A 22,109-nucleotide genomic window follows, 5' to 3' on the forward strand; every position below is an offset into this window, starting at 1 on the left:
TTCCGGGCGCTGCCATGATCGTCGGCAGGATCGAATACGGGAAGGAGCCATGCCATGTCGGTTCGTCACCTGATCATCATCGCGGCCGGCAGCTGGCTGCCTCGCGCCCTGGGCGCCTGGGCCGTGTTGTCCGGGCTGTTGCAGCTGGCTCGCGCGGCTCGGCGCGGCAGGCGCGCCGAGCCGCCGTGGAACGCGCTGGCGGGCGGCGCGCGTTCGGTGCTGGCCGGCGTGCTGCTGTCGAGCGAGGCGGTGGGCGCGATCTATTTCCTGATCGCCGGCTGGTGGTGGGCGGTGGAGGGCTTGCGGCGCCGGCGTGCCGGTACTTCGTGAGTCGCGGCCGGAACGGCGCGGCACGGGCAGGATCGAGACAGACGGAGAACGAGATGGACGACAAGGATATCGCGCTGGCCAACCCGAAGGTGCAGTACCGCAGCCTGCTGCGCGAGGATGGCTGCACGGTGCTGCAGACCACCATCCAGCCCGGCGGCGAGACGCAATGGCATCACCACACGCATGTCAGCGACCAGTTCGTGGTGGTGCGCGGGGTGCTGACGGTGGAGTACCGGATCGCCGGCCGCATCGAGCGCACCGAGGTGCGCGGCTTCCATTCGGTCGATCCCGGCGTGGTCCACCACGTCAGGAACGACACCGACGAGCCGCTCGTCTACATCATGGTGCAGGCCGGCGGCGTGCCGGACATCGTGCTGGCCGGGCCGTCGGCCTGAGCCGGGCCGCCAGGCGCCTTCGCGTCGTGCCGCTAGATCAGGCCCAGCGACGAGGCCTTGAGCGTGGCCGCCGCGCGCGTCGAGCAATCGAGCTTGCGGAACACGTTCTCGACGTGGGTGCGCACCGTGCTCGGGCTCATGGTCAGTTCCTGCGCGGCTTCCTTGTTGCTGGCGCCGCGCGAGATCACGCGCAGCACCTCGGTCTCGCGTGCCGACAGGTGCGGGCCGGCGGTGCCGCGCCGGGCCGTGCGCCGCGCCACCGGCGCGCCTTGCGCCACCAGCGCGCCCACCGCTTCGCCGCACAGGCGGCCACGTTCGACCTCCTCGCGCAGGCAGCGCGCGGCCTCGTCCTCGTCGAGCGCGGCGCGCCACGGGCGCGGCGAACGCAGGGCGACCCAGGCCAGCGAGGCGGCCAGCACGCGCGCTTCCAGGCTCAGCATGTCGCCGCGCACGCCGCGAAAGTAGCCGGAGCCGTCCTGCCGCTCGTAGGCTTGCGAGGCCAGCGCGGCGGCCTCGCCAAGGCTGCCGGTCTGCCGGCCGGCGCGTTCCGTCCAGTAAGGCACCAGCCGCACTTTTTCCCAGGCGCTGGCGGGCAGGGTGCTGGGCAGGTTCCATACGTCGTTGGGTACGGCGGCCCGGCCGATGCCGTGTATCAGGCCGGCCCGGTAGACCAGCGCGCGCGCCGCGGCGTTGCTCGCGAGACGCGCATGGCATTCGGCGGCGGTGGCCGCGACCGCGCGCGAAAACCCCGTCATCCACGGCAGCTTCAGGTCGATCACGTCGGCGATCAGCTCCGCCGAGCTGGTTCGCTGCATGTCGGCGGTGGCGAGTGCCAGCTCGAAGTCGGCCGGCGCCGCGCGGCCCAGCTCGGCGAGCCATGGCTCGGCGTGCCGCGCGGTGGTCTCGACCAGATGGGCGGGATAGCGTTGCCCGGCGCGTTGCGCGATCAGCGCCAGCGCCGCCTCGATGCCGTGGGCGCGGCTGAGCACCTCCAGGTCGCCGGCCAGCGCCACCACCAGCACGGCGATCGGCACGTCCTCGCGCGCCAGTTGCCCAGGCACGCCGCTGCCGTCCCAGGTTTCGAAGATGGAACGCAGCGCCGTCTCGGTCTGCGTCGACAGGCCGAGGATGCGGGCGACCTCGCCCGACACCTCGCAATGAATCTGCGCGAGCGGCACCAGGGCGGTACCGGCGCCGGCCCGCACGATCGCCTCGACCGTCTCGGGCCTGCCTTCGAGCATGCCGTTGCGGATCGCGATGTCGTCGCCGAACACTTCGGCGAAACCCGCCGCGTTCGCCGTGCAGCCCGACCAGCGCAGCAGCGACACCTCGCGAACCGTGTCGCCGACCGAGGCCGTGAGGCCGGCCGCGTGCGCGAGCCGCGCCGCCAGCCAGGCGGTGCGCAGCGAGTGATCGGTCGGCTGTCCCATGCTCAGGTCGCCGATGAAGGCCAGCGCCCGTACGGAATCGAAGATGCGCAACGCGGCGTGGCCGGCGTCGAGGTCGAATATCGGGTCGGACATGAAAAGTGATCGGGATGGCAAAGGATCCGGCACGCGGCCCGCGAGCGGGCGCGGCCGGATTGCCGATGATATCGGACATTCGGGTTCCGCCTCGGCGCCTCGCGGCGCGCGGCGCCGAAACATCGGTCAATCGACCGATGTTTCGGCAGCGCAGCGCTGGCGATACTGACAAGCATGCGGGTCATCCGGCTCGCGAACCGGCTTTGCCAAGGAGCATGTATGTCCCAACCTCGTCTCGATGCCAGCAGCACCCAGCAGGAGCACTGGCTCAAACGCTACTACTTTTCCCGCGCGCTGTTCTCGGTGATCTGGGTGGCGCTGGCCTTCGCGGTCGGCCGCCAGAGCCCGGCCGCGGCGGCGATCCTGCTGGTCATCTACCCGGCCTGGGATGCGCTGGCCAACTTCGTCGACCTCTCGCGCAGCGGCGGCGGCATGCGCGGCAATCCCACCCAGGCCAGCAACGTGGTGGTCAGCGTGATCACCACCGTCGCGGTGCTGCTGGCGCTCGGCTCGGGCCTGTCGGCGGTGCTGACGGTGTTCGGCGTGTGGGCGATCCTTTCCGGCCTGATGCAGCTGGGTACCGCGATTCGCCGCTGGCGGGTCTTCGGCGCGCAATGGGCGATGGTCCTGAGCGGCGCCCAGTCGGCCCTGGCGGGTATCTTGTTCATCGTGCAGAGCCATACCGTGGCGGTGCCGGCGATCGTCAAGATCGCGGGTTATGCGGGGGTGGGCGCGGTCTACTTCCTGATTTCCGCGGTCTGGCTGCAAGTGAAGCAGGCGCGGCGCCGGGCGGCTTGAGGGAGCACGCACCTCGTGCGTGTGGCGGGACGGGTTGGGGCGACGCGATCGTTGCGTGTGCATGCGCCGGGCCGCGCGACCGTCGCACCGGCGCCTTCCCCTGTACAGCGGGACGGCGCCGGTCGTCTTTCACTCCGGCAGCGCCTCGTGCAGCAGCCCGCGCGCCGGCGCGCTGCCGTCCATCGGGAACAGCTTGCGCGTCTTGACGCGCCATCCCTCGGCGGTGCGCACCACGGTCCAGCGGTTCGCCAGCACGCGGAAGATCCGGTGGCCGCGCGAGAGCCCGTGATTGGGCAGCTCCGCTTCCGGGCTGTCGCGGTCGAATCGCACCAGCATCAGGTAGGACGTCACGAAGGCCGTGTCGCCGTTCAGCTCGATGCGCGGCAGGTTGCCGAAATGCGCCAGGCCGCCGTCGAGCGCCTGCTTGTGCGCCTCGCTCTCCACCAGCGCGACCAGCGCGTCGCGGCCCACCGCGCCCGGCGCGGCCGTGCCGCGATCGAACACGGCATCCTCGGTGTAGACATGCGGGAAGAAGGGGCCGTGCCCGGTGTCGGCGCTCAGCGGATGGGAGGCGATCAGCTCGTAGATCGCGAGCTTGTCTTCGATGATGGCCAGGCGCCGTTCCAGCGCCGAGGTGGAGGTGGGTTCCAAGTGGGAGCTCCTGTCGAGATGAAGTGGAGGCGGAAACGTCGTTTTATTCTATGTGGAATCGCGTCGAGAAATCATTAGCCAAACTAAGTTTGTCGGCATCGGCGAGGCAATGAGCAAGCCGCTGTCGCACGCATGATGCGAGCGACAGCGGTTACTTCCCGTGGCTGGAATCTCCAGCCTCGATCAGTTGGGCTCAGGCCTTACTTGCCGCATTCGCCCAGGTCCTTCCATACCTTGCCGCTGAAGTCGGGGCCGGTGGTGTCGGGGCTGCCCGGTTCGTTGCTGGTCCACCAGCGCGCCTCGTAGAGACGGCCCTGGTGCTGGACCCGGCTGCCGCCCGTGTAGGGCTTGCCGCCCTGCCAGGCCGCGGCGCACTGGCCGCCTTCGCCGCCGCTTGCCTGCTTGCCCTTGACCAGCACGGTGTGACGGGCGCTCGACGAGAGCTTGCCGTCGCTGGCGCTCACCGAGAAGTCGAACTTGGTGTCGCGCGGCAGTTCGGGGGCATCGAAGCGCAGCGTCGCGCCGTCCTGGCTGGCCCGGATGCCGGCCGGCACGTTCCACTTGAAGCTCAGCGGGTCGCCGTCCGCATCGCTCGATCCGGCCGCCGACAAGGTGACGGCCTGCCCGGCCCGGGTGCTGTCCGGCCCGCTCAGTTTCGCGACCGGCGCGTGGTTTTCGCCGGGCTGCGCCGGCTTGCCCGGTTCGGCGTCGCCGTGCAGGTCCCAGGCCTGTTGCCAGGCGCTGCCGGTGCCGGGCGCATAGGCCCAGGCCGCGCCGGCGCACCAGCCGGTGGCCGGATGCGGCTTGCATCGGTAGAGCTTGCCGCCGTTCGACACGATGTCGCCGGCCTTGTAGGGCGTGCCTTGCTGGTAGGCGGGATATTGGCCGGCGTTGCCGCCATTGCCATTGCCGCCGCCGCCGCCGTTGCCCCTGCTGCCGCCATTGCCGCCGCCCGGTTTCTGCTGCCGCGCCTTGACCAGCACCGTATGAGTCGCGCGCGACGAGAGCTTGCCGTCGCTGACCTCCACCGTGAAGCTCAGACGCGTGTCGCTCGCCAGTTCGGGCGCCTCGACGGTAAGCGTCGATTGATTCTTCGCGGCCGGGAAGCCGGCCGGCATGAGCCACCGGTAGCCGAGCTTGTCGCCGTCGGCATCGCTCGATCGGGCGGCCGACAGCTTGATCGACTCGCCGGCCTGCACCGTGTCCGGGCCGCTCAGATGCGCGACGGGCGGGTGGTTCTTGCCGGGCTGGGACGGCTCTTGCGGCTCGCCGTTGCCGCCCGAGGCGCTCGCCTTGGCGAGCACGCTGGTGCGCGCCTTGGCATCGAGGCCGCCCGCGTCGGTGACGGTGACCTCGAACACGAAGCGCGTATCGGTCTTGACGGCCGGGATCTCGACGCTCGCCTTCGCGCTGCCCGCGTTCGCGATCGACAGGGCCGGGCCGCTCGCCTGCTTCCAGGCGAAGCGCAGCTTGCCGCCTTCCGGGTCGCTCGACGTCGAGGCGTCGAGCGTGACGCGCCCCGCCTGATCGACCGTGAGGTCGCCGCCGGTGCGCGCGAGCGGTGCCCGGTTGGGTGCCGAACCCTCCCTGGCCTCGTGGCCGAGGCCGCTGTGCATCGCGTTAAGGATGTCGCCGTTGTCGGCGTCGATCTCCCAGGAGAACAGGCCGCCGAGCCCGAGCTTGCGCACATACTCGCCCTTGGCGGCCACCGAGCGGGTGTCGTCGAAGCTGACCAGGTCGCCGTTCGCCTTGTTGAAGACATAGGGCGCCTCGGCGGTCTGGTCGTAATGGTATTCGTAGCCGTTGATGCCGTGGCCGCCGGGCCCGACCATCTTCGCGGCGATGCTCTTGTAGTCGAGGATGCCGTTTTCCCAATCGCCCTTGACCGGGCCGCGCGCGGTGCCGGTGAAAGGGTTGTCGCCCTGGTAGCCGGACACGCCGGTCCAGCCTCGCCCGTACATGGCCGCGCCCACCACGATCTTGCCCGGCTTCACGCCCTGGGCGAGCAGCGCCTTCACCGAATTGGCCGTGGTGTAGGCCGTGTCCGGGCGCCAGGCCGGGGCGTTGAGCGCCGTCTGGTGGCCGAGGTCGTTCATGCTCCAGGCGCCGTAAAAGTCGTAGCTCATGTCGAAGATGTAGTCCATGTACTTCGACGCCTCCCGATAGTCGACCACGGCGATCTTGTCGTCGCCGGAGCCGATCGCTGAGGTCAGCTGGTAGGTCTTGCCGGTGTCGCGGGACAGCCGGTCGAGCATCTGGCGCAGCTCCTTCATCAGCGTCACGTAGAGCGGGCCGTCCTTGACCGGATCGCCGAGCGAGGCATTCGCGCCCTTGCCGCCGGGGAATTCCCAGTCGATGTCGACGCCGTCGAAGAACTTCCAGGTGCGCAGGAACTGTTCGACCGAGTCGACGAACACCCGGCGCTTGCTCGCGTCGTGCAGGTGATGGAAGGGGTCGGACAGGGTCCAGCCGCCGATCGAGGGCAGAATCTTCAGCTCGGGGTTGCGCTTCTTGGCGGCCATCATCTGGCCGAGCACGCCCTTGAGCTTCGAGCTGGCCGACTGGCCCGGCAACGTCGCGCCGATCTCGCCCCAGCCGTCGTGGATCGCGACGCTGAAGTCGGGCAGGCCGCGGCACGACAACTGCAGCGCGTTGTAGGAGGTGCCGCCCATCGCGGCGAGCGAATCGTTGATGCCGGCGCCGCCGCAGATCGGCACGAAGCCGTACAGCATGTGGGTCAGGTTCTCCACCGGCACCTGGTCGACGCTGAACTTGCGGCCATAGATCGACCAGGTCGCGAAGTAGCTGCCCACCACCGAGCCCGAGGTGTTGCGGAATGCGCGATTGGCCTTGTCGGCGTTGTTCGGCAGGTCGTCGGCCAGATCCGGCGTGGTGTCGAACACCATCACCTCGAGCGGCGCGCTGTCGGTGAAGGCGCCCTTGTCGTCGAACACGCGCACCTGCATCTGCTTTTTCCCGGGGCGCGTGACGTGGGCGACCACGCTGCCCTTTTGCGTGCCGCCGGTGCCCGTCATGCTGATCGCCGAAGCCTCGTCGGCGACGCCGTCGACCACGGCCAGCGCCTTCACGGCGGTGCCGTTGTAGTAGATGTCGAACGGCAGCGGCACGTCGACGGCCTTGTTGATCCTTACCAGCTCCTTGTAGGGCACGGCGCCGGCCTTGTCGAGCTCGATCTGCACGAAGCCGTGCGGCTTGGAGGTGATCTCCCAGGCCTTCAGCGCGGGGGCGCCGGGCGCGGCGAACGCGGCGTTCGCGAAGCAGAGCGCGCTGGCCATGGCGATGGCCAGGCGGGCGTTGCGGTTCACCGGGGAGAGCTTGCTATGGATGCCTGAGCGTCCAGGCTGAGTGTTCTTCATGTTGCCAAGTCGTTCCTGAGGAAGAGTTCGAGGGTCCTTGTCGACACCGGGTCGCAGGGACGGAGCGGATTCTTCTTTGGAACCGGATGCGGCTGCAACGATTCTCAAGGCATTCTCAAAGCACGAAGGCGCGGTGGCGGGATTCTTGATGAATCGTTGAGGAATCTTGATGGCCTGTTGCATCGAACCAATACTCGGCGCTCCGATTTTCGATGCGAATTCCCGCCGTGATGATGAAACCTCATGAATTGACGCCGCGACGGCAGCAGGGCTTCACCCTGCTCGAGCTGCTGGTGGTGCTGCTGATCATCGCCTTGCTGGCCGCCTATGTCGGCCCGAAGCTGTTTTCCCAGGTCGACAAGGCCAAGGTCAAGGCAACGCAGGCGCAGATGACGACGCTGGCCGATGCCCTGACGCAGTTCCGCCTCGACACCGGCCGTTATCCGACGCAGGAGGAAGGGCTCGGCGTGCTGGTGGCGCCGGCGCGGAACCTGGACGGCTGGAGCGGCCCCTACCTGGCCAAGGCGGTGCCGAACGACGGCTGGGGGCGCCCCTATCGATGGAACGTGCCGGGCCGCGACGGCGAGGCCGAAATCGTCTCGCTCGGGCGCGACGCACGCGAAGGCGGGGAGGGCGTGGATGGCGACCTGGTCTATGGCCTCTGAGCCTTGCCGGCCCTATCGACTTCTCCGCCCGTGGCGGGCGGCCCTGGCAGCCGGGGTGCTGTGCCTGGCGCAGCCGGGCGGCGCGCTCGCGCAGGATTGCTGGACCCGCGCCGGCGACAAGTACGGCATCGATCCGCTGCTGCTGGCGGCGATCGCCCGGGTGGAGTCGGCGATGAATCCGGCCGCCGTCAACCGCAATCGCAATGGCACGACCGACATCGGGCTCATGCAGATCAACAGCACGCACCTGCCGCGGCTGCACAAGGCCGGCATCACGCGCAAGCGGCTGCTGGCCGAGCCCTGCACCTCGATCGATACCGGCGCCGCGATCCTGGCCGGCTTCATCGAGCGGCTCGGCCCTACCTGGAACGCGGTGGGCGCCTACAACGCCGGCGCCTCGCCGGCCAGGGCGCGTGCCCGGCAAGCCTATGTCGACAAGGTCTGGCGGGCCTACCGGCAACTGACGCGCGACCGCGCGGCCAGCCTGGCCGGGCTGGTCGACTGGAGGCGATGAGCATGCCGATGTTCAGGGTGCGCCTGCTGCGCGACGGCCAGCTCGCGACGCAGGCGATTGAGGCTGCGGACGAGGCCGAGCTGCGGGCGCGGCTGCGCGCCTCGGCGGCGCCGGCGGTGGTGCTCGACGTGCGCAGGCAGCGCCGGCTCGGCGGCGCGCGGCGGCAGCCGAGATTCGCGCTTGCGCTGTTCCTGCAGGAACTCTCGAGCCTGCTCGATGCCGGCCTGGTGCTGATCGAGGCGCTCGAGGCCCTGCACGGCAAGCGCGATGGCGGCCGGCAGGCGCAGCAGGTGATTGGGCGCGTGCTGGCGGTGATGGTCGAGGGCCAGCCGTTCTCGGCGGCGCTGGCCAGGCAGCCCGGGATCTTTCCGGCCCTGCTGGTGGCCACGATCGAATCGGCGGAAGGCAATGGCCAGTTGCCCGAGGTATTGCGGCGCTACCAGCAGTACGAGCATCGCATCGAGCAGATCAGGAAGCGTGTCACGGGGGCGATGGTGTATCCGGGCGTGGTGATCGGCGTTGGGTTCTGCATCCTGCTGTTCATGGCCTTCTTCGTGATCCCGCGCTTTTCCGCCGTGTTCGAGGCCTTGAGCACGCTGCCGCCGACCGCCCGGTTGATGCTGGCCTGGTCGGGCCTGCTGGCGCGGCACGGCGCGCTGGTGTGGGCGGCGCTGGCGGGCTCGATCGCGGCGATCGGGCTGGCGCTGCGCACGCAGGCGGCGCAGCGCGCCGCGCGGCAGCTCATCTGGCGCCTGCCGAAGCTGCGCGAAGCCGGCCGGCTGTTCGCGCTGACGCGTTTCTATCGCACGGTCGGCCTGCTGATCCACGGCGGCACGCCGGCCATCGCGGCGCTGGAGATGGCCGGCAGGCTGCTGCCCGAGCCCTATCGGGCCGGCCTGGCGGCGGCGCTGGTGGACCTGCGCGCGGGGCTGCCCGTCTCCGCCGTGCTGGCCAGCCGGCAGTTGACGACCTCGGTGGCCGAGCGCCTGCTGCGCGTCGGCGAGCAGAGCGGAGACCTGGGCGGCATGTGCGAGCAGATCGCGCATTTCCACGACGCCGCGCTCGACCGCTCGGTGGAGTTGCTGAGCAAGGTATTCGAGCCGGTGCTGATGCTGGCCGTCGGGGCGACCGTGGGCACCGTCGTGATCCTGCTCTACCTGCCGATCTTCGAACTCGCCTCCAGCCTCGGCTGAGGCTCGGGATCACCTCGAACAAGGAAACATGCCGATGAATCAAGACATGGCTGATCAGGACTGCTGGCAATCACAGGCCGGCGCGGCCGGTATCGAGTTGGCCGACTATGTCGAGCGCTTGCTGCTCGCCGAGCCGCGCGCGCTTGGCCGCGTGGCGGCCCGGCTGGCGCTGGCGGCGCTCGATCCGCAAGCGCTGCGTGACGCGAAGCCCCGTTTCGACCTGCTGGCGCTGCACGACGCGCTGGCGCTGCGGGTCCTGCCGGTCGAGATCGGCGGGGCGGCCAGCCTGGTGCTCGCCGATCCGCTGGCGCGCGCGACGCGCGAGGCCTTGCAGGCGCGATTCCCGGCGGGCCCGATCGACCTGGCGATGAGCATGCCGGGCGAGGTGGACCGCCTGCTGGGCGAGTTCGAGTCGAGCGAGCGGGTGATGGACGACGCGGCCGTCGACACGCAGGGCGATTCGCTGGCGCAGGCGGTGGAATCGATCACGCTGGCGAGCATCGCGAACGACCAGAGCCCCATCATCCGTCTCGTCAACATGACGCTCTACGACGCGCTGCAGGGCCGCGCCAGCGATATTCACCTGGAGGCTTCGCAGGACGGCCTGCATATCCGCTATCGCATCGACGGGGTCCTGCAGTCGATCCGCCGGGTGCCCGGCATCGAGGTCGCGGTACAGGCGATGTCGCGGCTGAAGGTGCTGGCCACCCTCGATATCGCCGAAAAACGCGTGCCGCAGGATGGGCGCTTCAAGGCGGTCCTGCAAGGGCGCGAAATCGATTTCCGGGTGTCGATCATGCCGGGCACGCATGGCGAGAACGCCGTGCTGCGGATTCTCGACCGGTCGCAGCGGGGCGGCGAGATCCGCCTCGACGGGCTCGGCTTCGATGCCGGCACGGCGCAGCGCATCCGCGCGCTCGCGCAACGGCCTTACGGCTTGCTGCTGGTGACGGGCCCGACCGGCAGCGGCAAGTCGACCACGCTCTACGCGGTGCTCTCGGCGGTCAGGACCGGCGAGGAGAAGATCATCACCATCGAGGATCCGGTCGAATACGAGCTGGAGGGCGTGCTGCAGATTCCCGTCAACGAGCGCAAGGGGCTGGGTTTCGCGCGCGGCCTGCGCTCGATCCTGCGCCACGATCCCGACACGGTGATGGTGGGCGAGATCCGCGACGCGGAAACCGCCTCGATCGCGGTCCAGTCGGCGCTGACCGGTCATCGCGTGTTCTCCACCGTGCACGCGAACGACGGCTTCAGCGTGATCGATCGCTTCATCTACATGGGCGTGGAGCCGTCCACCTTCCTCGAGGCGCTCAACGGCGTGGTGTCGCAACGCCTGGTGCGGCGCATCTGTCCCGCCTGCGGCCACGGCGCCGATACGGCGGCCAGGCGCGGCGCCTTCGCCCGCTTGTCGGTGGAGGCGCTGGCGCATGCGGTCGAGGCCGGCCCCGGTTGCGAGAGCTGTCGCGGCGCCGGCTATCTCGGGCGGCTCGCTCTGGCCGAGGTCCTGCCGCTGGACGGGCCGCTCAAGGCGGCCTTGCTGGCGCGCTCGATCGACAAGCGGGTACGCGCGCTGGCGGCCAATCCGCATTACCTGTCGATGCGCGAGGCGGGGCTGGCGGCGATCCGCCAGGGGCTGACGACGTTCCAGGAGGTGCAGCGTGCGATCGCCCTGGCATGAGGTGCATGTGATGGTCGACGGGGCGGCGCTGCGCCTGTTGTCCGGCGCGGCGCCGATCACGATCGATCACGAGGGCGACCCGGCCGCGGCGCTGGCCGCTTGTCTCGATCGCTTGCCGAGGCGACGGCTGGCCGCGCTGAACCGCCTGCACCTGGTGCTCGCGCATCCATGGGCGCATGCCGTCGTGCTGCCCTGGCAGGACGGCATGCTGACCGAATCGGCGTGGCAGGCCTATGCCCGGGCGCTGCTGGCCGAGCGCGCGATACACGATGCCCGGCGAGTGCGGATCGAGGCGAGCCCGCATGGCCGGTCGCGGCTTGCCGTGGCCGCGCCCGAGGCCCTGATCGAGACGGCGGCCGGTGCGTGCCGTGACGCCGGCTGGACGCTGGCCGGCTGCCGGGACCTGCTTTCGGCGGCGCTGCATCGGCATGCCGGTGCGCTCGCTGCGGTCGACGATGCCCGTCTCGCGCTGTTGCAGGCCGGTGCGCTCACCTGCGTGTTTCGTCGCGACGGGCAGTGGCGCGACGTGATCACGCTGGCATGGCGAGGCGGGAGGCTGCGCGACGTGCTCGATGCCGCCGCCTTGATGGCGCGGCAGCCGGCGTCGACCCGCAGCTTTCTTTGCGCGGTCGAGCCGGTTGCCGCGAGCCTCCTGGATGACGACGAGCGAGACGGCGGTGGAACGATCCGGCTCGCTGCGCCGCTGGCCTGTCTCGACGGAGCATCGGCATGAGCGGGTCGAGCGAGATGGCCTTCGTCGCGCCGCGCGGCCTGGCCAGGCGCCGCACCGCATTGGCGCTCGTCGTCGCGGTGGCGGCAGCGGGGTTGCTGCTGGGCGAGCAGGCGCGGCTCGACACGCTGCGCGGCGAAGTCGAGCGGATCGAGGCGCGTGTCGACCAGCGCCGGCAGGCCGCCGAGCGCGCGGCCCGCGAAGGGCAGCGGGTTTCCGCCGAGGCACATCGCATCGAACGGCTGCTCGACGAGCAGTCGATCAGCGACGGGAACACCGGGCTGCCGGTGCTCGACTGGATCGAGCGGGCCTGGACGCCGCGCATCGCGCTGCGCTCGCTATCGATCGACAAGGCCGGCAAGGAAGCCCGGATCGAAGGCGGCGCGGCCGACCTCGAACATATCTACCGCTTCTCGAATCGCCTGCGGGACGCGCACCCGGAACGCCGGATCGGCCTGTTGCGGCATCAGGTGCGGGACATCGCGGGCAGTCGAACCTACACATTCAGCCTGAACGTCACCCATCCATGAAATGTTCCGCATCGATCGACTGGAGGGCGCCGCTGGCGCGCCTGAGATGGCGTGCCTACCGCCTGGCACGTCAGCTTGGATGGATCGAGGCGCTGGCCTGCCTGGTCGTGCTCGCCTTGCCGGTTCATCACGTCGCGCTGGCCGTCCCGGAGCGCGAGCGGCTCGCGCAACGCGGCGCCGAGCTCAAGCAGGCGCTGGCCGCCGATGCGCCGGCGCCGCGATCCGGGGGCAGGATCAGCCTCGAGGACCTGCGCAAGACGAATACCGACGAGCAGGCCTATTTCGTGTTCGACACCCTGGCCAGGCACGGCCTGCACCGCAAGTCCGCCACCTACCGGCGCGACAGCGAGGTGAAGGGGGCCCTGGAGCGCCTGAGCATCGGCATCGCCCTGACGGGCAGCTATGAGGGCCTGCGCGGGGCCTTGCGCGTGATCGCCGAGCAGCCGCTGCTGCGCATCGAGCAGTTGACGGTCGAGCGCAAGGATATCGACGACACCCGTCTCGAGATCGGCCTGGGTATCAGCCTGCTGGGGCCCGACACATGAGATACGGGGTCCTGTCATGGCGGCTGGCGGCGCTCGGGCTGGCCTTGTCGACGAGCTGCATGTCGGCGGCGCAATCCGGCGAGGAAGCCGTCGATCTGTTTCCCGAGCAGCACTGGGCGAGGCTCGGCCGGGCAGCGGAAACCGTGTCGCCGACGGCCGATGCGCGCGAGGCGGCGAGCGCCGATGTCGCCTCGGCAGCGGCCGGGGATTCGCCGCCGGACTCGATGGATGCCCCGTTCGAACTTGCCGGTGAATGGCGCGAGAACGGCCGGCGCATCCTCGTGCTGGATGGCATGGGGCAGAGCTTCGTGCTGTGCGCGACGCGCTGCGAGGTACCCGGCGCGATCCTGCCGGGCGAAGCAATCACCGGCGCTTACCGGTTCGGGGCGGTGCATCGAGGCAAGGTGGTGATCCACGCCGATGACGACACCGTGTTCGAGCTGACGGCGCCCGGCATGGAGGTATCTGGCTCCGAGTGAGGAGCCGCGGAATTCATCATGAAACCCATCACGCTTATTTTTCCATTGATCGCCGCGATGGCCGGAGGTGGTTGCGCTGGCACCTATCATCGGGCCGACGATGCCGCGGGCACGAGCCCCGCGCAGGGGATCGAGGCGCTGCAGCGCCGGCAAGCCGAATCGCCTCGCGACATCGAGGCCGCGCAAGCGGCGGCGACCGGTTTGCAGGACTATGTCCGGGGCGAAACGAGGCAGGCCGAGACGCGAGCCGCGCTCGGCGATTACCCGGCCGCCGCCGAGCACCTGTCGAACGCGCTGGCGCATGATCCAGGCAACCTGCAGGCGGAACAGTTGCGCGGGCAACTGGTGCGCCGCCAGCAGGCAGACGCCGATCTAGCGCGTGCCCGGCAACTGAGCCGGAGCCGGCCGCGGCAAGCGCTGGACCTGGTGCGCGGCGTGCTCGGCGAGCAGCCCGCGCATCGCGAGGCCCGGCGCCTGCGCGATGCGCTGCTGCGCGACACGAAGGCGAGCCGCGCCGCGCGCCCGCAACTGGCCGATGCCTTGCGCAAGCCGGTGTCGCTCAATTTCCGCTCGCAGCCGATCGGCCGGATCTTCGAGGCGATCTCGCGCGTATCGGGCGTGAACTTCGTGTTCGACAGCGAGGTGCAGACCGACATGCCGGCCTCGCTGTTCGCGAGGCGGACCACGGCCGAGAACGCCATCGAGCTGCTGCTCAGGACCAGCCAGCTCGAAAAGCGCGTGCTCGACCGCCATACCTTGCTGGTCTATCCGGCGCGCCCGGAAAAGGCGCGCGACTACCGGGAGTTCGCGATTCGCACCTTCTTCCTCTCGCATGCCGAGGCGAAATCGGTGATGGCCGCCTTGCGCCAGATGGTCAAGCCCAAGGACATCTACGTGGACGAGCGCGTCAATGCCATCGTGCTGCGCGATACGCCCGAGACGATCCAGGTGGCGGAGCGCGTGGTGATCGGGCTCGACATCCCGCAATCCGAGGTGACGCTGGACGTGCAGGTGCTCGAGGTCAACGTGAACGACAGCGTCGACCTGGGCCTGCAATACCCGGGGAAGATCCAGTTCAGCGCGCTCGGCGCCGGCGAGGAGGTGGGCCTGACGCTCGGCGACCTGCTGCGCCTGAATCGCGACCGGATCGGCGTCGCGAGCGAATCGGGCGCGCTCTCGATGGCGATCGACATGCTGCAGAAGCAGGGCAAGACGCGCACGCTGGCCAATCCCAAGATCCGCGTGCGCAACCTGGAGAAGGCCAATATCCGGATCGGCGAGCGCGTGCCGATCGTGACCACCACCAACGGCAACGGCGTGGTGACCGAATCGGTCAGCTACCAGGACGTGGGCCTGATGCTGAAGGTCGAGCCGCGCGTCAGCCTGGACGACGAGGTCAGCGTCAAGGTGAGCCTGGAGGTCAGCAATATCCTGTCCGAGCAGCGGACCCGCAGCGGCCTGGTCGCCTATTCGCTCGGCACGCGCAATGCCGACACGCTGATGACGGCGCGCAACGGCCAGACGCAGGTGCTGGCGGGCCTGATCAAGCGCAGCGAGATCGAGAGCCGCGCCGGCTTGCCGTGGCTGTCTTCCTTGCCGGTGCTCGGCCGGCTGTTCGGTTCGGACCGGACCCGCAACGAGGAAACCGAGATCGTGCTGCTGATCACGCCGCATATCGAGCGCCGGCTCGACCTGCCCGAGGCAGCGGTGACGACGTTTCTCTCTGGTACCGAAACGCGCGTGACCACCGAGGCACTGAGCCTGGCGCCGGCCGGCGCCGGGCGGGAGCCTTCCCCGCCGAAGCTGCACGAGCCGATCCTTGCCGCTGATGTGATGGATGCCGAAGCGCGCGAGGTGGATGAGGACAGCGAGCCGGGCCTTGTCGACCGGGTGCAGGCAAGCGAGGCGGGCGATGAGGGAAAACGCGAGGCGCAGGACCGGAAGCCGGCCGCGGGCAGCGATCCGTCGCCGACGACAGGGCCGGGGCCTGCCGCCGGCGAAGCCGTCGAGCATCACGGCGTGGGCGGCATGATGCGCACGAGCAACACGAACGATACGCGGCGCGACGGCGCCCGATTGCCGGCACCGTTTCGCGACGGGAGGCAATCGTGATCGGCCGCCGTCGCCATCCCCATCGCGCCGCGCAACGCGGCTTCACGCTGATCGAATTGCTCGCGTCGCTGACGCTGCTGGCCTTGCTGCTCAGCGTGGCGATGCCGCTGGCCGACGTCGTCAAGCGTCGCACCGGCGAGACCGAGCTGCGGCGCGCCCTGGTCAGCATCCGCGGCGCGCTCGATGCCTACAAGCGCGCCTCCGACGAAGGGCGTATCGAACGGAGCATCGACGACAGCGGTTATCCGCCGGACCTGCGCACGCTGGTCGACGGCGTGCGCGACCGCAAGAGCCCGACCGGCAACCGGCTCTATTTCCTGCGGCGCATTCCGCCCGACCCGATGTGCGAATGCGAGGGCACGGCGCCCGAGCAGATGTGGGAAACCCGCAGCTACGACAGCGACGCGGAGCGCTTTTCGGCCGGCGCCGACGTGTTCGACGTGCGCTCGCGCAACCGACAGGAGGGTCTCGATGGCATCCCGTATCACCAATGGTAGCGGCCGGGGTCGCGCGCGCGGCTTCACGCTCGTCGAACTGCTGGTGGTGATGGCGATCATCGCCGCCTTGACGGCCTTCGTCGCGCCCAACTACCTGAAGCAGGGCGACCGCGCCAAGGAAACCGTGCTGCGCCACAACCTGCATGCGCTGCGCGAGTCGATCGACGACTACCGCGCCGATCACGGCCGCGATCCCGATTCGCTGCAGTCGCTCGTCGATGGACGCTACCTGCGCGAGTTGCCGCTCGATCCGCTGACCGGCAGACGCGGCAGCTGGGTGCCGATGCAGGGCGAACTCGGCGGCGTGCACGACGTGCGCAGCGGCGCCAGAGGGCAGGGCCTGGACGGGAGCGCCTATGAAACCTGGTAGGGCGGCCGAGCGCGGGATCGCCTATCTCGGCGTGCTGATGCTGGTGGGCGCGATCGCCCTGGGCGCGGCGCAGGCGGCGCGGGTCTGGCAGACGCTCCAGTTGCGCGAGCGCGAGGCGCAGTTGCTGTTCGTCGGCGACCAGATCCGGCAGGCGATCGACAGCTACTATCGCTCGGGCCCCGGCAGCCGTTATCCGCGCTCGCTGGAGATGCTGGTCGAGGACCGGCGCGGGCCGCGCACGCTCCGGCACCTGCGGCGCGTGTATCGCGATCCGCTGACGGGCACTCGCGAATGGGGTATCGTCGAGGCGCCGGACGGCGGCGTGATGGGCGTGTTCAGCCGGGCAGCGGGCCGGCCCGTCAAGCGCCGCGGTTTCCCGGAAGCCTGTGCCGACTTCGAGGACAAGCCGGGCTACGCCGACTGGCGCTTCGTCCACGCGCCGGCGCATGGCGAAACCGTGCCGCCGATGAGCGGCTTCGAGCCGGGCCGAACGGGAGGTGAGGGATGATCGTCGCGATTCTGGAAGATGTCGTGGCGCAGGCGAACTTCGTGGCCGCCTGGCTGGAGAAGGCCGGCCACCAGCCCCTGGTGCGGCATGACGGCGACAGCTTCGTCGAGCTGGTGAGCCGCGAGCGCGTGGACCTGCTGCTGCTCGACTGGGACGTGCCGGGCAAGTCGGGCATCGAGGTGATGCGCTGGGTGCGCGAGCGATTCGGCGCGCAACTGCCGATCGTGATGATGACGCAGCACGACGGCGAGGACGACATCGTGCACGGCCTGGACAACGGCGCCGACGACTACCTGGTCAAGCCGCTGCGCGAGCGCGAGCTGGTCGCGCGCGTCAACGCGCAGATGCGCAAGTATTATCCGCAGGCGGGGCAGGGCCGGCGCATCGAGATCGGCCGTTTCGTGATCGACGCGGCCGAGCATGTCGCGCGCATCGACGGCCGCGCCGTGGAACTCTCGCAACGCGAGTTCGAACTGGCGCTGATGCTGTTCGAGAACGTCGGCCGGATCGTGTCGAAGGATGCGCTGATCAAGCGGATCTGGGGCGGCGTCGATCGCAGGTACGACGCCACGCTCGCCACCTATGTGAGCAAGCTGCGCTCGGCTCTGGAACTGCGTTCGCGCAACGGCCTGGTCATCTCCACCATCTACAACCACGGCTATCGGCTCGAACGGGTTTGAGCCGCCGGCGGCGGTCGAGTCGTCCATGAAAAACTGACTAGTCTGGTCGACTGCGGGGTTCGCTATCTTGAAAATGGGCGCAGCTTTTTCCCTTCCCGTTTTGACCCTTCCCGATGGCGCCCCGCATGACAAGGAACGACGTTCGTGCTTGACCGGTTCATTCGCGGAAAACGCGAAGCGAAGCGCGCATGGACGTCGAGCTGGACCGTCGCCGTGGCGCTGCTCGCGTGCTCCGCCCTGAGTTACACGCCCGACGGCGAATCGCTGTTCGCGCCGTTCGACCTGCTGCACTGGCAGCTCGTGGCGCATCACGAGCATGGCGAGAATACCGACGCGGGCCGCGTGGTGACGGTGGTCATCGATGCGCGTACGGTCGAGGCGCTCGGGCCTGCCGTCGTCTATGCCCGGGAAACCCATGCGCGCCTGCTCGATCGCCTGCGCATGGCGGCCAGTGTCAGTCTCGACTTCCCGATGGTGAACCGCCAGCCCGGCGACACCAAGCTCGCGCGTGCCATCGCGCGCCACGGGCGCGTGGTGCTGACCGCCCAGTCGAACGGCCTGGCGGGGCACGTCGACCTGCTGGTCGCGCCGCCGCCCGCGCTGGCGAATGCCGCCGCGGCGGTCGGGCAGCGCAAGCTGGTGTTCGGCAGCGGCCATACCGTGCAGGGCATCGTGCCGTTCCTGGCGGTGGGGCCCGCGGGTTTCGAGGAGGCGCATGTCTCGCGCCTGGCCTTGCAGGTTGCCGAGGCGGTGCCGGCGCTGCGCAACCTGCGCGGCCTGGTCCAGGCCCATGTCTCGTCGATGGGGCGGGTGGTGCCGGGGGCGCTCGCCTTGTCGTTCCCGAACGATTTCGACCTGCGCCAGTATTCCTATCTCGACGTGCTCGAAGGCCGCGTGCCGGAAGCCGCGTTCGACGGGCGCGTGGTGTTCGTGGGCGACACCGCGACGGGCCTGTCGGGCGGCCCCTATCACCTGTCGGCGCGCGGCGCGCCCCTGACCCGGGTGCAGATCGACGCCCAGGCCGCCGACGAACTGCTCGACGGTAACGTGGTGCTGCGCGTGCCGTTCGTGCTGCAGATCCTGTTCGGTCTTGCCGCCGCGTCCGGCATGATCCTGATCTGCGCGCGCGCATCGGGGCGGCGCTCGAATGCGATGGCGCTGGCCTGGATGCTGGCGATCGCGGCCGCGTTGACGGCGCTGCCGATGCTCAGCCGCTACTGGATACCGCTGGGGCCGGCGCTCGCGAGCTGCGTGGCGGTCTACGCCGTTTATGGCTGGCGCCGGGCCGCCGGCGTGCGGCGGATGCTGCGGCATGAACTGGATGGATTGCACGCAGCAGGCTTGCCGCTGGCTGCCGATGGGCACGTGCGTGAAGCGTCGCCCGATGACGAGCTCGACGCGCTGGTGCAAGGCATGCGCGCCTCGCGCACGGCCTATGTCGGCCTGATCCGGTCGCTGCCTTATCCGGTGTTCGTCGAGCAGGGCGCGAAGCTGGTGCTGAGCAACGAGCGCGGGCGCGAGCTTGTCGAGCGACTGGCGGCGGCGCGGGAGCCGGCGATCATGATGCTGGCGCGCGAGCAGATCCGCCTCGCGAAAGCGGCGGGCGAGATCCGCACGCTGGAGCTGAACCTCGGCGGCCGCGCGCAGATGATGATGGTGACGCCGTTCGGCGAGGGCGGTGAAGGCGGTGGAATGGGCGGGGCCGCCGACGAAAGCGACATGGGCAGCATGATCTGCCTGGTCGACGTGCACGACATCAAGGCGGCCGCCGAGCACGATCGCATGACCTTGCGCCACATGGCGCACGACCTGCGCAATCCGCTTTCGACCATGCTGAGCCTGCTGGAGGCGCGCGGCATGGGCGGCGGCGACGGCAAGGGCGAGGCGCCCGATCTGATCGCGGACCTGCACCAGTTGGTCGACTACAGCCTGCGCGTCGCGCAGGACTTCACGCAGCTCTCGCGCGCCGAGCATCTCGACGCACGCAGCTACGTGCCCGTGTCGGCGGCGGACCTCGCGGCCGAGGCGATCGACCAGGTCTGGCACGGCGCCGCCGCGAAGCGGATCGCCATCGACGGGCCCCGGCTCGACGGCGGGGATGCCTGGGTGCTCGGCAGCCCCGACATGCTGCTGCGCGCGCTGGTGAACCTGCTCGACAATGCCATCAAGTATTCGGCGCCTGATACGCGCATCGAGGTGAGGCTCGCGCTGCGCGCCGACGACGTGGCGATCGGCATCGAGGACCAGGGATGCGGGATCGCCGCCGAGGCGATGCCGCATCTGTTCGAGCCGTTCTTCCAGGTCGGCGGCACGCGCGGCGACCCCGCGCTCGGGGTGGGGCTCGGCCTGCCGTTCGTGCGGGCCGTGGTGGCGCGCCATGGCGGGGCGGTCGAGGCGAGCTCGACGCCGGGCGTGGGCAGCCGCTTCACGATCGCGCTGCCGCGTATGGAGGCGGTGCTGCTCGACGCGTGATGGCCGCGCAAGGCCCGCTTTCCGCGCGAGCCTTTGCCGTTGTTCCGGCGTTCAGGGCGCGACTTTCGGATTCGAGCTGAACCAGCCGCGATGATCCTGCCAGTTGCCGTATTCGTCGACGATCGCGCCTTGCGGCGAGGCCATCATGAAATGCCAGCTTTCGAGTTGCTTGAGCTGCCGGACCTCGCCTTCGTGCTGGACCACGACATTCTGGCTGCGGACCGGCCCGAAACTCTTCGGGATGGCGGGAATCTCCGCGGACTTCGGCCCGATTTCCGAGAAATCGTAGACCCAGCCATGCAGCACGCGCCATGACTCGTGCTTCGCGGGCCGCGCGGGCGGCGAGGCGATCGGCATGTGCCGATGCTCGGGCAGCATCTGGTTCGGCAGCAGGTACATCGTCATCGCGTAATAGCCGTATTGCTGCTGGTTCACCCAGATCATCTCGGTCAGCCCGACGTGCTCGAAGTCATGCAGCCCGAAGTCGCTGATCCAGAGCTGCGCGCGCATCTCGGGCGTGATGCGCTGGCCGTAGGATTCGGCCAGTTGCGCGATCGCATCCTTGGCGACTTCCTTCTGGAATACACCGTCCACGTAGAAGTCGGCGTTCGTGTAGACACGATGCGCGGTGGGGCTCGCGGGCTCGGCCATGGCGGCCGTCGTGCCGCCGCCGAGCAGCAGGGTGAATAACAGGGGGAAGGAAATCCTGAATCGAGAATTCGCCATGATCGAGAAAATATGAATAAACGGAGCTCGATGTTTTCACGCGAAAACACGCTGATGAAATTCATTGTATCGATGGCTTTATCTATCGTTTCGATATGAGGCCGCCATCGGTCAATACGCGCCGAACCGCCTGTGGATGAGGCTTCCCGCCTCGATGGAGACTTATCTGCCCGGTAGATGGAGTCATCGATTATTTAAATCTAATGGGTTTCGGTGCCGTGTTAGATTTTTGGCCAGACGGATAAACCATGATTGATTTTCCGTCTGTTCCTTTATTGCTGGAGAGCGACAATGTCCGAAACCAATTCGCGACGTGATTTCCTTCGTCACGCGGCAGCCGGCACGGCCGGCGTGGCGGTGGCCGCCGTACCCGGTATCGCGGCGGCCGCCGATGGCGTGCCGGATGCGATGCCTCCCCTGGCCCGCATGCGCAATCCCCACGACCTGTATCCGCGCGCGCCGTTCGCGCGCCAGGTCCAGCCGGTGCCCGGCCTGGCCTCGAAGATGGTGCCGCGCCCCGATCACGGGGAAACCAGCTATCGCGGCTCGAACCGGCTGGCGGGACGCAAGGCCCTCGTCACTGGCGGCGACAGCGGCATCGGCCGCGCCGCGGCGATCGCCTTCGCGCGCGAGGGCGCCGACGTGGCGATCAACTACCTGCCGGTCGAGGAAAGCGACGCGCGCGAAGTGGTCGCCCTGATCCGCAAGGAAGGGCGCAAGTGCGTGGCGATCCCCGGTGACATCCGCACCGAGGCGTTCTGCCGGCAACTGGTGGAGCGGGCCGTCACCGAGCTCGGCGGCCTCGACGTGCTGGTCAGCAACGCCGGCCACCAGCAGGCCAGGGACGATATCCAGGACATCAGCTCGGAGCAGTTCGAGCAGACCATGAAGACCAATGTCTATGCGCCGTTCTGGATCGCCAAGGCCGCGCTGCCCCATATGCCGGCCGGATCGTCGGTGATCCTGACGACTTCGGAGCAGGCCTTCCTGCCGTCGGCCAACCTGCTCGACTACGCGCCCACCAAGGCGGCGAACATCGCCTTCGTGAAGGCGCTGGCCAAGCAGCAGGCGCCCAGGGGCATTCGCGTCAATGCGGTGGCGCCGGGCGCGACCTGGACGCCGCTGCAGACGAGCGGCGGCCAGCCGCCCGAGGTGATCGACCGCTTCGGCCAGGACAATCCCACCGGGCGGCCGGCGCAACCGGTCGAACTGGCGCCGCTCTACGTGACGCTCGCGTCCGCGGAATCGAGCTTCTCCAGCGGCCAGGTGTTCGGCGCGAACGGCGCGACGGGCGCCGCCTGACCGGCGCCGCCGCGCGACTTCATCCGTCAAC

General features: G+C 69.2%; 22 protein-coding genes. 18 read left to right on the plus strand and 4 right to left on the minus strand.

Going from position 1 to position 22,109, the window contains the following annotated elements; translation table 11 throughout:
• The first annotated feature begins 54 nt into the window (after positions 1 to 54).
• Together FB600_RS08515 and FB600_RS08520 are read left to right on the plus strand one after the other, a co-directional pair.
• Complete coding sequence (locus tag FB600_RS08515) at positions 55 to 330, plus strand: DUF308 domain-containing protein (protein ID WP_013689847.1); 276 nt, start codon at positions 55 to 57, stop codon at positions 328 to 330.
• A gap of 53 nt (positions 331 to 383) precedes the next feature.
• A complete protein-coding gene (locus FB600_RS08520; protein ID WP_013689848.1) occupies positions 384 to 725 on the plus strand; it encodes a cupin domain-containing protein in 342 nt (113 codons plus the stop codon).
• A 32-nt stretch (positions 726 to 757) separates the two neighbouring features.
• On the opposite strand, the gene FB600_RS08525 is transcribed toward FB600_RS08520, so the two are convergent.
• The gene (locus FB600_RS08525) at positions 758 to 2,248 is read right to left on the minus strand and encodes an HD domain-containing phosphohydrolase (protein WP_145756541.1); all 1,491 of its coding nucleotides are present in this window, start codon (positions 2,246 to 2,248) and stop codon (positions 758 to 760) included.
• A gap of 219 nt (positions 2,249 to 2,467) precedes the next feature.
• On the opposite strand from FB600_RS08525, the gene FB600_RS08530 reads away from it, so the two are divergent.
• Positions 2,468 to 3,046 (plus strand): DUF308 domain-containing protein, encoded by a 579-nt coding sequence (locus FB600_RS08530; RefSeq protein ID WP_096750770.1) that lies wholly within the window; start codon positions 2,468 to 2,470, stop codon positions 3,044 to 3,046.
• 129 nt (positions 3,047 to 3,175) lie between these two features.
• On the opposite strand, the gene FB600_RS08535 is transcribed toward FB600_RS08530, so the two are convergent.
• Positions 3,176 to 3,697, minus strand: coding sequence for a nuclear transport factor 2 family protein (locus tag FB600_RS08535; protein ID WP_098151898.1), 522 nt, complete (start codon positions 3,695 to 3,697; stop codon positions 3,176 to 3,178).
• Between the two features lie 200 nt (positions 3,698 to 3,897).
• Positions 3,898 to 7,074, minus strand: coding sequence for a glycosyl hydrolase family 18 protein (locus FB600_RS38055; protein WP_145756542.1), 3,177 nt, complete (start codon positions 7,072 to 7,074; stop codon positions 3,898 to 3,900).
• A 233-nt stretch (positions 7,075 to 7,307) separates the two neighbouring features.
• Here FB600_RS38055 and gspG point away from each other — a divergent pair, with 233 nt between their 5' ends.
• From gspG to FB600_RS08610, 14 genes are all read left to right on the plus strand, one after another.
• Positions 7,308 to 7,739, plus strand: coding sequence for a type II secretion system major pseudopilin GspG (gene gspG, locus FB600_RS08545; protein ID WP_036057366.1), 432 nt, complete (start codon positions 7,308 to 7,310; stop codon positions 7,737 to 7,739).
• Entirely contained in the window at positions 7,729 to 8,253 is a 525-nt protein-coding gene (locus FB600_RS08550) for a transglycosylase SLT domain-containing protein (RefSeq protein ID WP_241163443.1), read from the plus strand. The genes gspG and FB600_RS08550 overlap by 11 nt, the downstream gene beginning before the upstream one ends.
• Positions 8,254 to 8,255: 2 nt before the next feature.
• On the plus strand, positions 8,256 to 9,446 hold the full coding sequence (locus tag FB600_RS08555; RefSeq protein ID WP_046517869.1) for a type II secretion system F family protein: 1,191 nt from the start codon (positions 8,256 to 8,258) through the stop codon (positions 9,444 to 9,446).
• 34 nt (positions 9,447 to 9,480) lie between these two features.
• Positions 9,481 to 11,127, plus strand: coding sequence for a GspE/PulE family protein (locus FB600_RS08560; RefSeq protein ID WP_145756543.1), 1,647 nt, complete (start codon positions 9,481 to 9,483; stop codon positions 11,125 to 11,127).
• Positions 11,128 to 11,164: 37 nt separating this feature from the next.
• Positions 11,165 to 11,860, plus strand: a complete 696-nt coding sequence (locus FB600_RS08565) for a hypothetical protein (RefSeq protein ID WP_145756544.1) — start codon at positions 11,165 to 11,167, stop codon at positions 11,858 to 11,860.
• Positions 11,857 to 12,387 carry a hypothetical protein gene (locus FB600_RS08570; protein ID WP_096750776.1) on the plus strand — a complete coding sequence of 177 codons (531 nt, stop codon included), beginning with the start codon at positions 11,857 to 11,859 and terminating at the stop codon, positions 12,385 to 12,387. Before FB600_RS08565 ends, FB600_RS08570 begins: the two co-directional genes overlap by 4 nt.
• Positions 12,384 to 12,932, plus strand: a complete 549-nt coding sequence (locus tag FB600_RS08575; protein ID WP_145756545.1) for a hypothetical protein — start codon at positions 12,384 to 12,386, stop codon at positions 12,930 to 12,932. The genes FB600_RS08570 and FB600_RS08575 overlap by 4 nt, the downstream gene beginning before the upstream one ends.
• A 59-nt stretch (positions 12,933 to 12,991) precedes the next feature.
• Positions 12,992 to 13,411, plus strand: a complete 420-nt coding sequence (locus FB600_RS08580) for a hypothetical protein (protein WP_098151905.1) — start codon at positions 12,992 to 12,994, stop codon at positions 13,409 to 13,411.
• Positions 13,412 to 13,429: 18 nt separating this feature from the next.
• The gene (locus FB600_RS08585) at positions 13,430 to 15,523 is read left to right on the plus strand and encodes a secretin N-terminal domain-containing protein (protein ID WP_145756546.1); all 2,094 of its coding nucleotides are present in this window, start codon (positions 13,430 to 13,432) and stop codon (positions 15,521 to 15,523) included.
• A complete protein-coding gene (locus FB600_RS08590; protein WP_236669410.1) occupies positions 15,520 to 16,020 on the plus strand; it encodes a type II secretion system protein in 501 nt (166 codons plus the stop codon). The genes FB600_RS08585 and FB600_RS08590 overlap by 4 nt, the downstream gene beginning before the upstream one ends.
• A complete protein-coding gene (locus FB600_RS08595) occupies positions 15,995 to 16,390 on the plus strand; it encodes a type II secretion system protein (protein WP_025100103.1) in 396 nt (131 codons plus the stop codon). Before FB600_RS08590 ends, FB600_RS08595 begins: the two co-directional genes overlap by 26 nt.
• Positions 16,377 to 16,898 (plus strand): hypothetical protein, encoded by a 522-nt coding sequence (locus FB600_RS08600; RefSeq protein WP_025100104.1) that lies wholly within the window; start codon positions 16,377 to 16,379, stop codon positions 16,896 to 16,898. The genes FB600_RS08595 and FB600_RS08600 overlap by 14 nt, the downstream gene beginning before the upstream one ends.
• Complete coding sequence (locus FB600_RS08605) at positions 16,895 to 17,578, plus strand: response regulator transcription factor (RefSeq protein ID WP_145756547.1); 684 nt, start codon at positions 16,895 to 16,897, stop codon at positions 17,576 to 17,578. The genes FB600_RS08600 and FB600_RS08605 overlap by 4 nt, the downstream gene beginning before the upstream one ends.
• Positions 17,579 to 17,722: 144 nt before the next feature.
• Positions 17,723 to 20,050: an ATP-binding protein gene (locus tag FB600_RS08610; RefSeq protein ID WP_098182747.1), complete on the plus strand. Its 2,328-nt coding sequence runs from the start codon at positions 17,723 to 17,725 to the stop codon at positions 20,048 to 20,050.
• Positions 20,051 to 20,101: 51 nt separating this feature from the next.
• Here the strand turns inward: FB600_RS08610 and FB600_RS08615 are convergent, their stop codons facing one another.
• Complete coding sequence (locus FB600_RS08615) at positions 20,102 to 20,701, minus strand: hypothetical protein (protein ID WP_227742755.1); 600 nt, start codon at positions 20,699 to 20,701, stop codon at positions 20,102 to 20,104.
• A gap of 366 nt (positions 20,702 to 21,067) precedes the next feature.
• Between FB600_RS08615 and FB600_RS08620 the strand changes: the two genes are divergently transcribed.
• Complete coding sequence (locus FB600_RS08620) at positions 21,068 to 22,078, plus strand: SDR family oxidoreductase (RefSeq protein ID WP_145756548.1); 1,011 nt, start codon at positions 21,068 to 21,070, stop codon at positions 22,076 to 22,078.
• Positions 22,079 to 22,109 lie beyond the last annotated feature (31 nt).

Origin of the sequence: Burkholderia sp. SJZ089 (genome assembly GCF_007828315.1) — a bacterium.
Classification (GTDB): domain Bacteria; phylum Pseudomonadota; class Gammaproteobacteria; order Burkholderiales; family Burkholderiaceae; genus Burkholderia; species Burkholderia gladioli.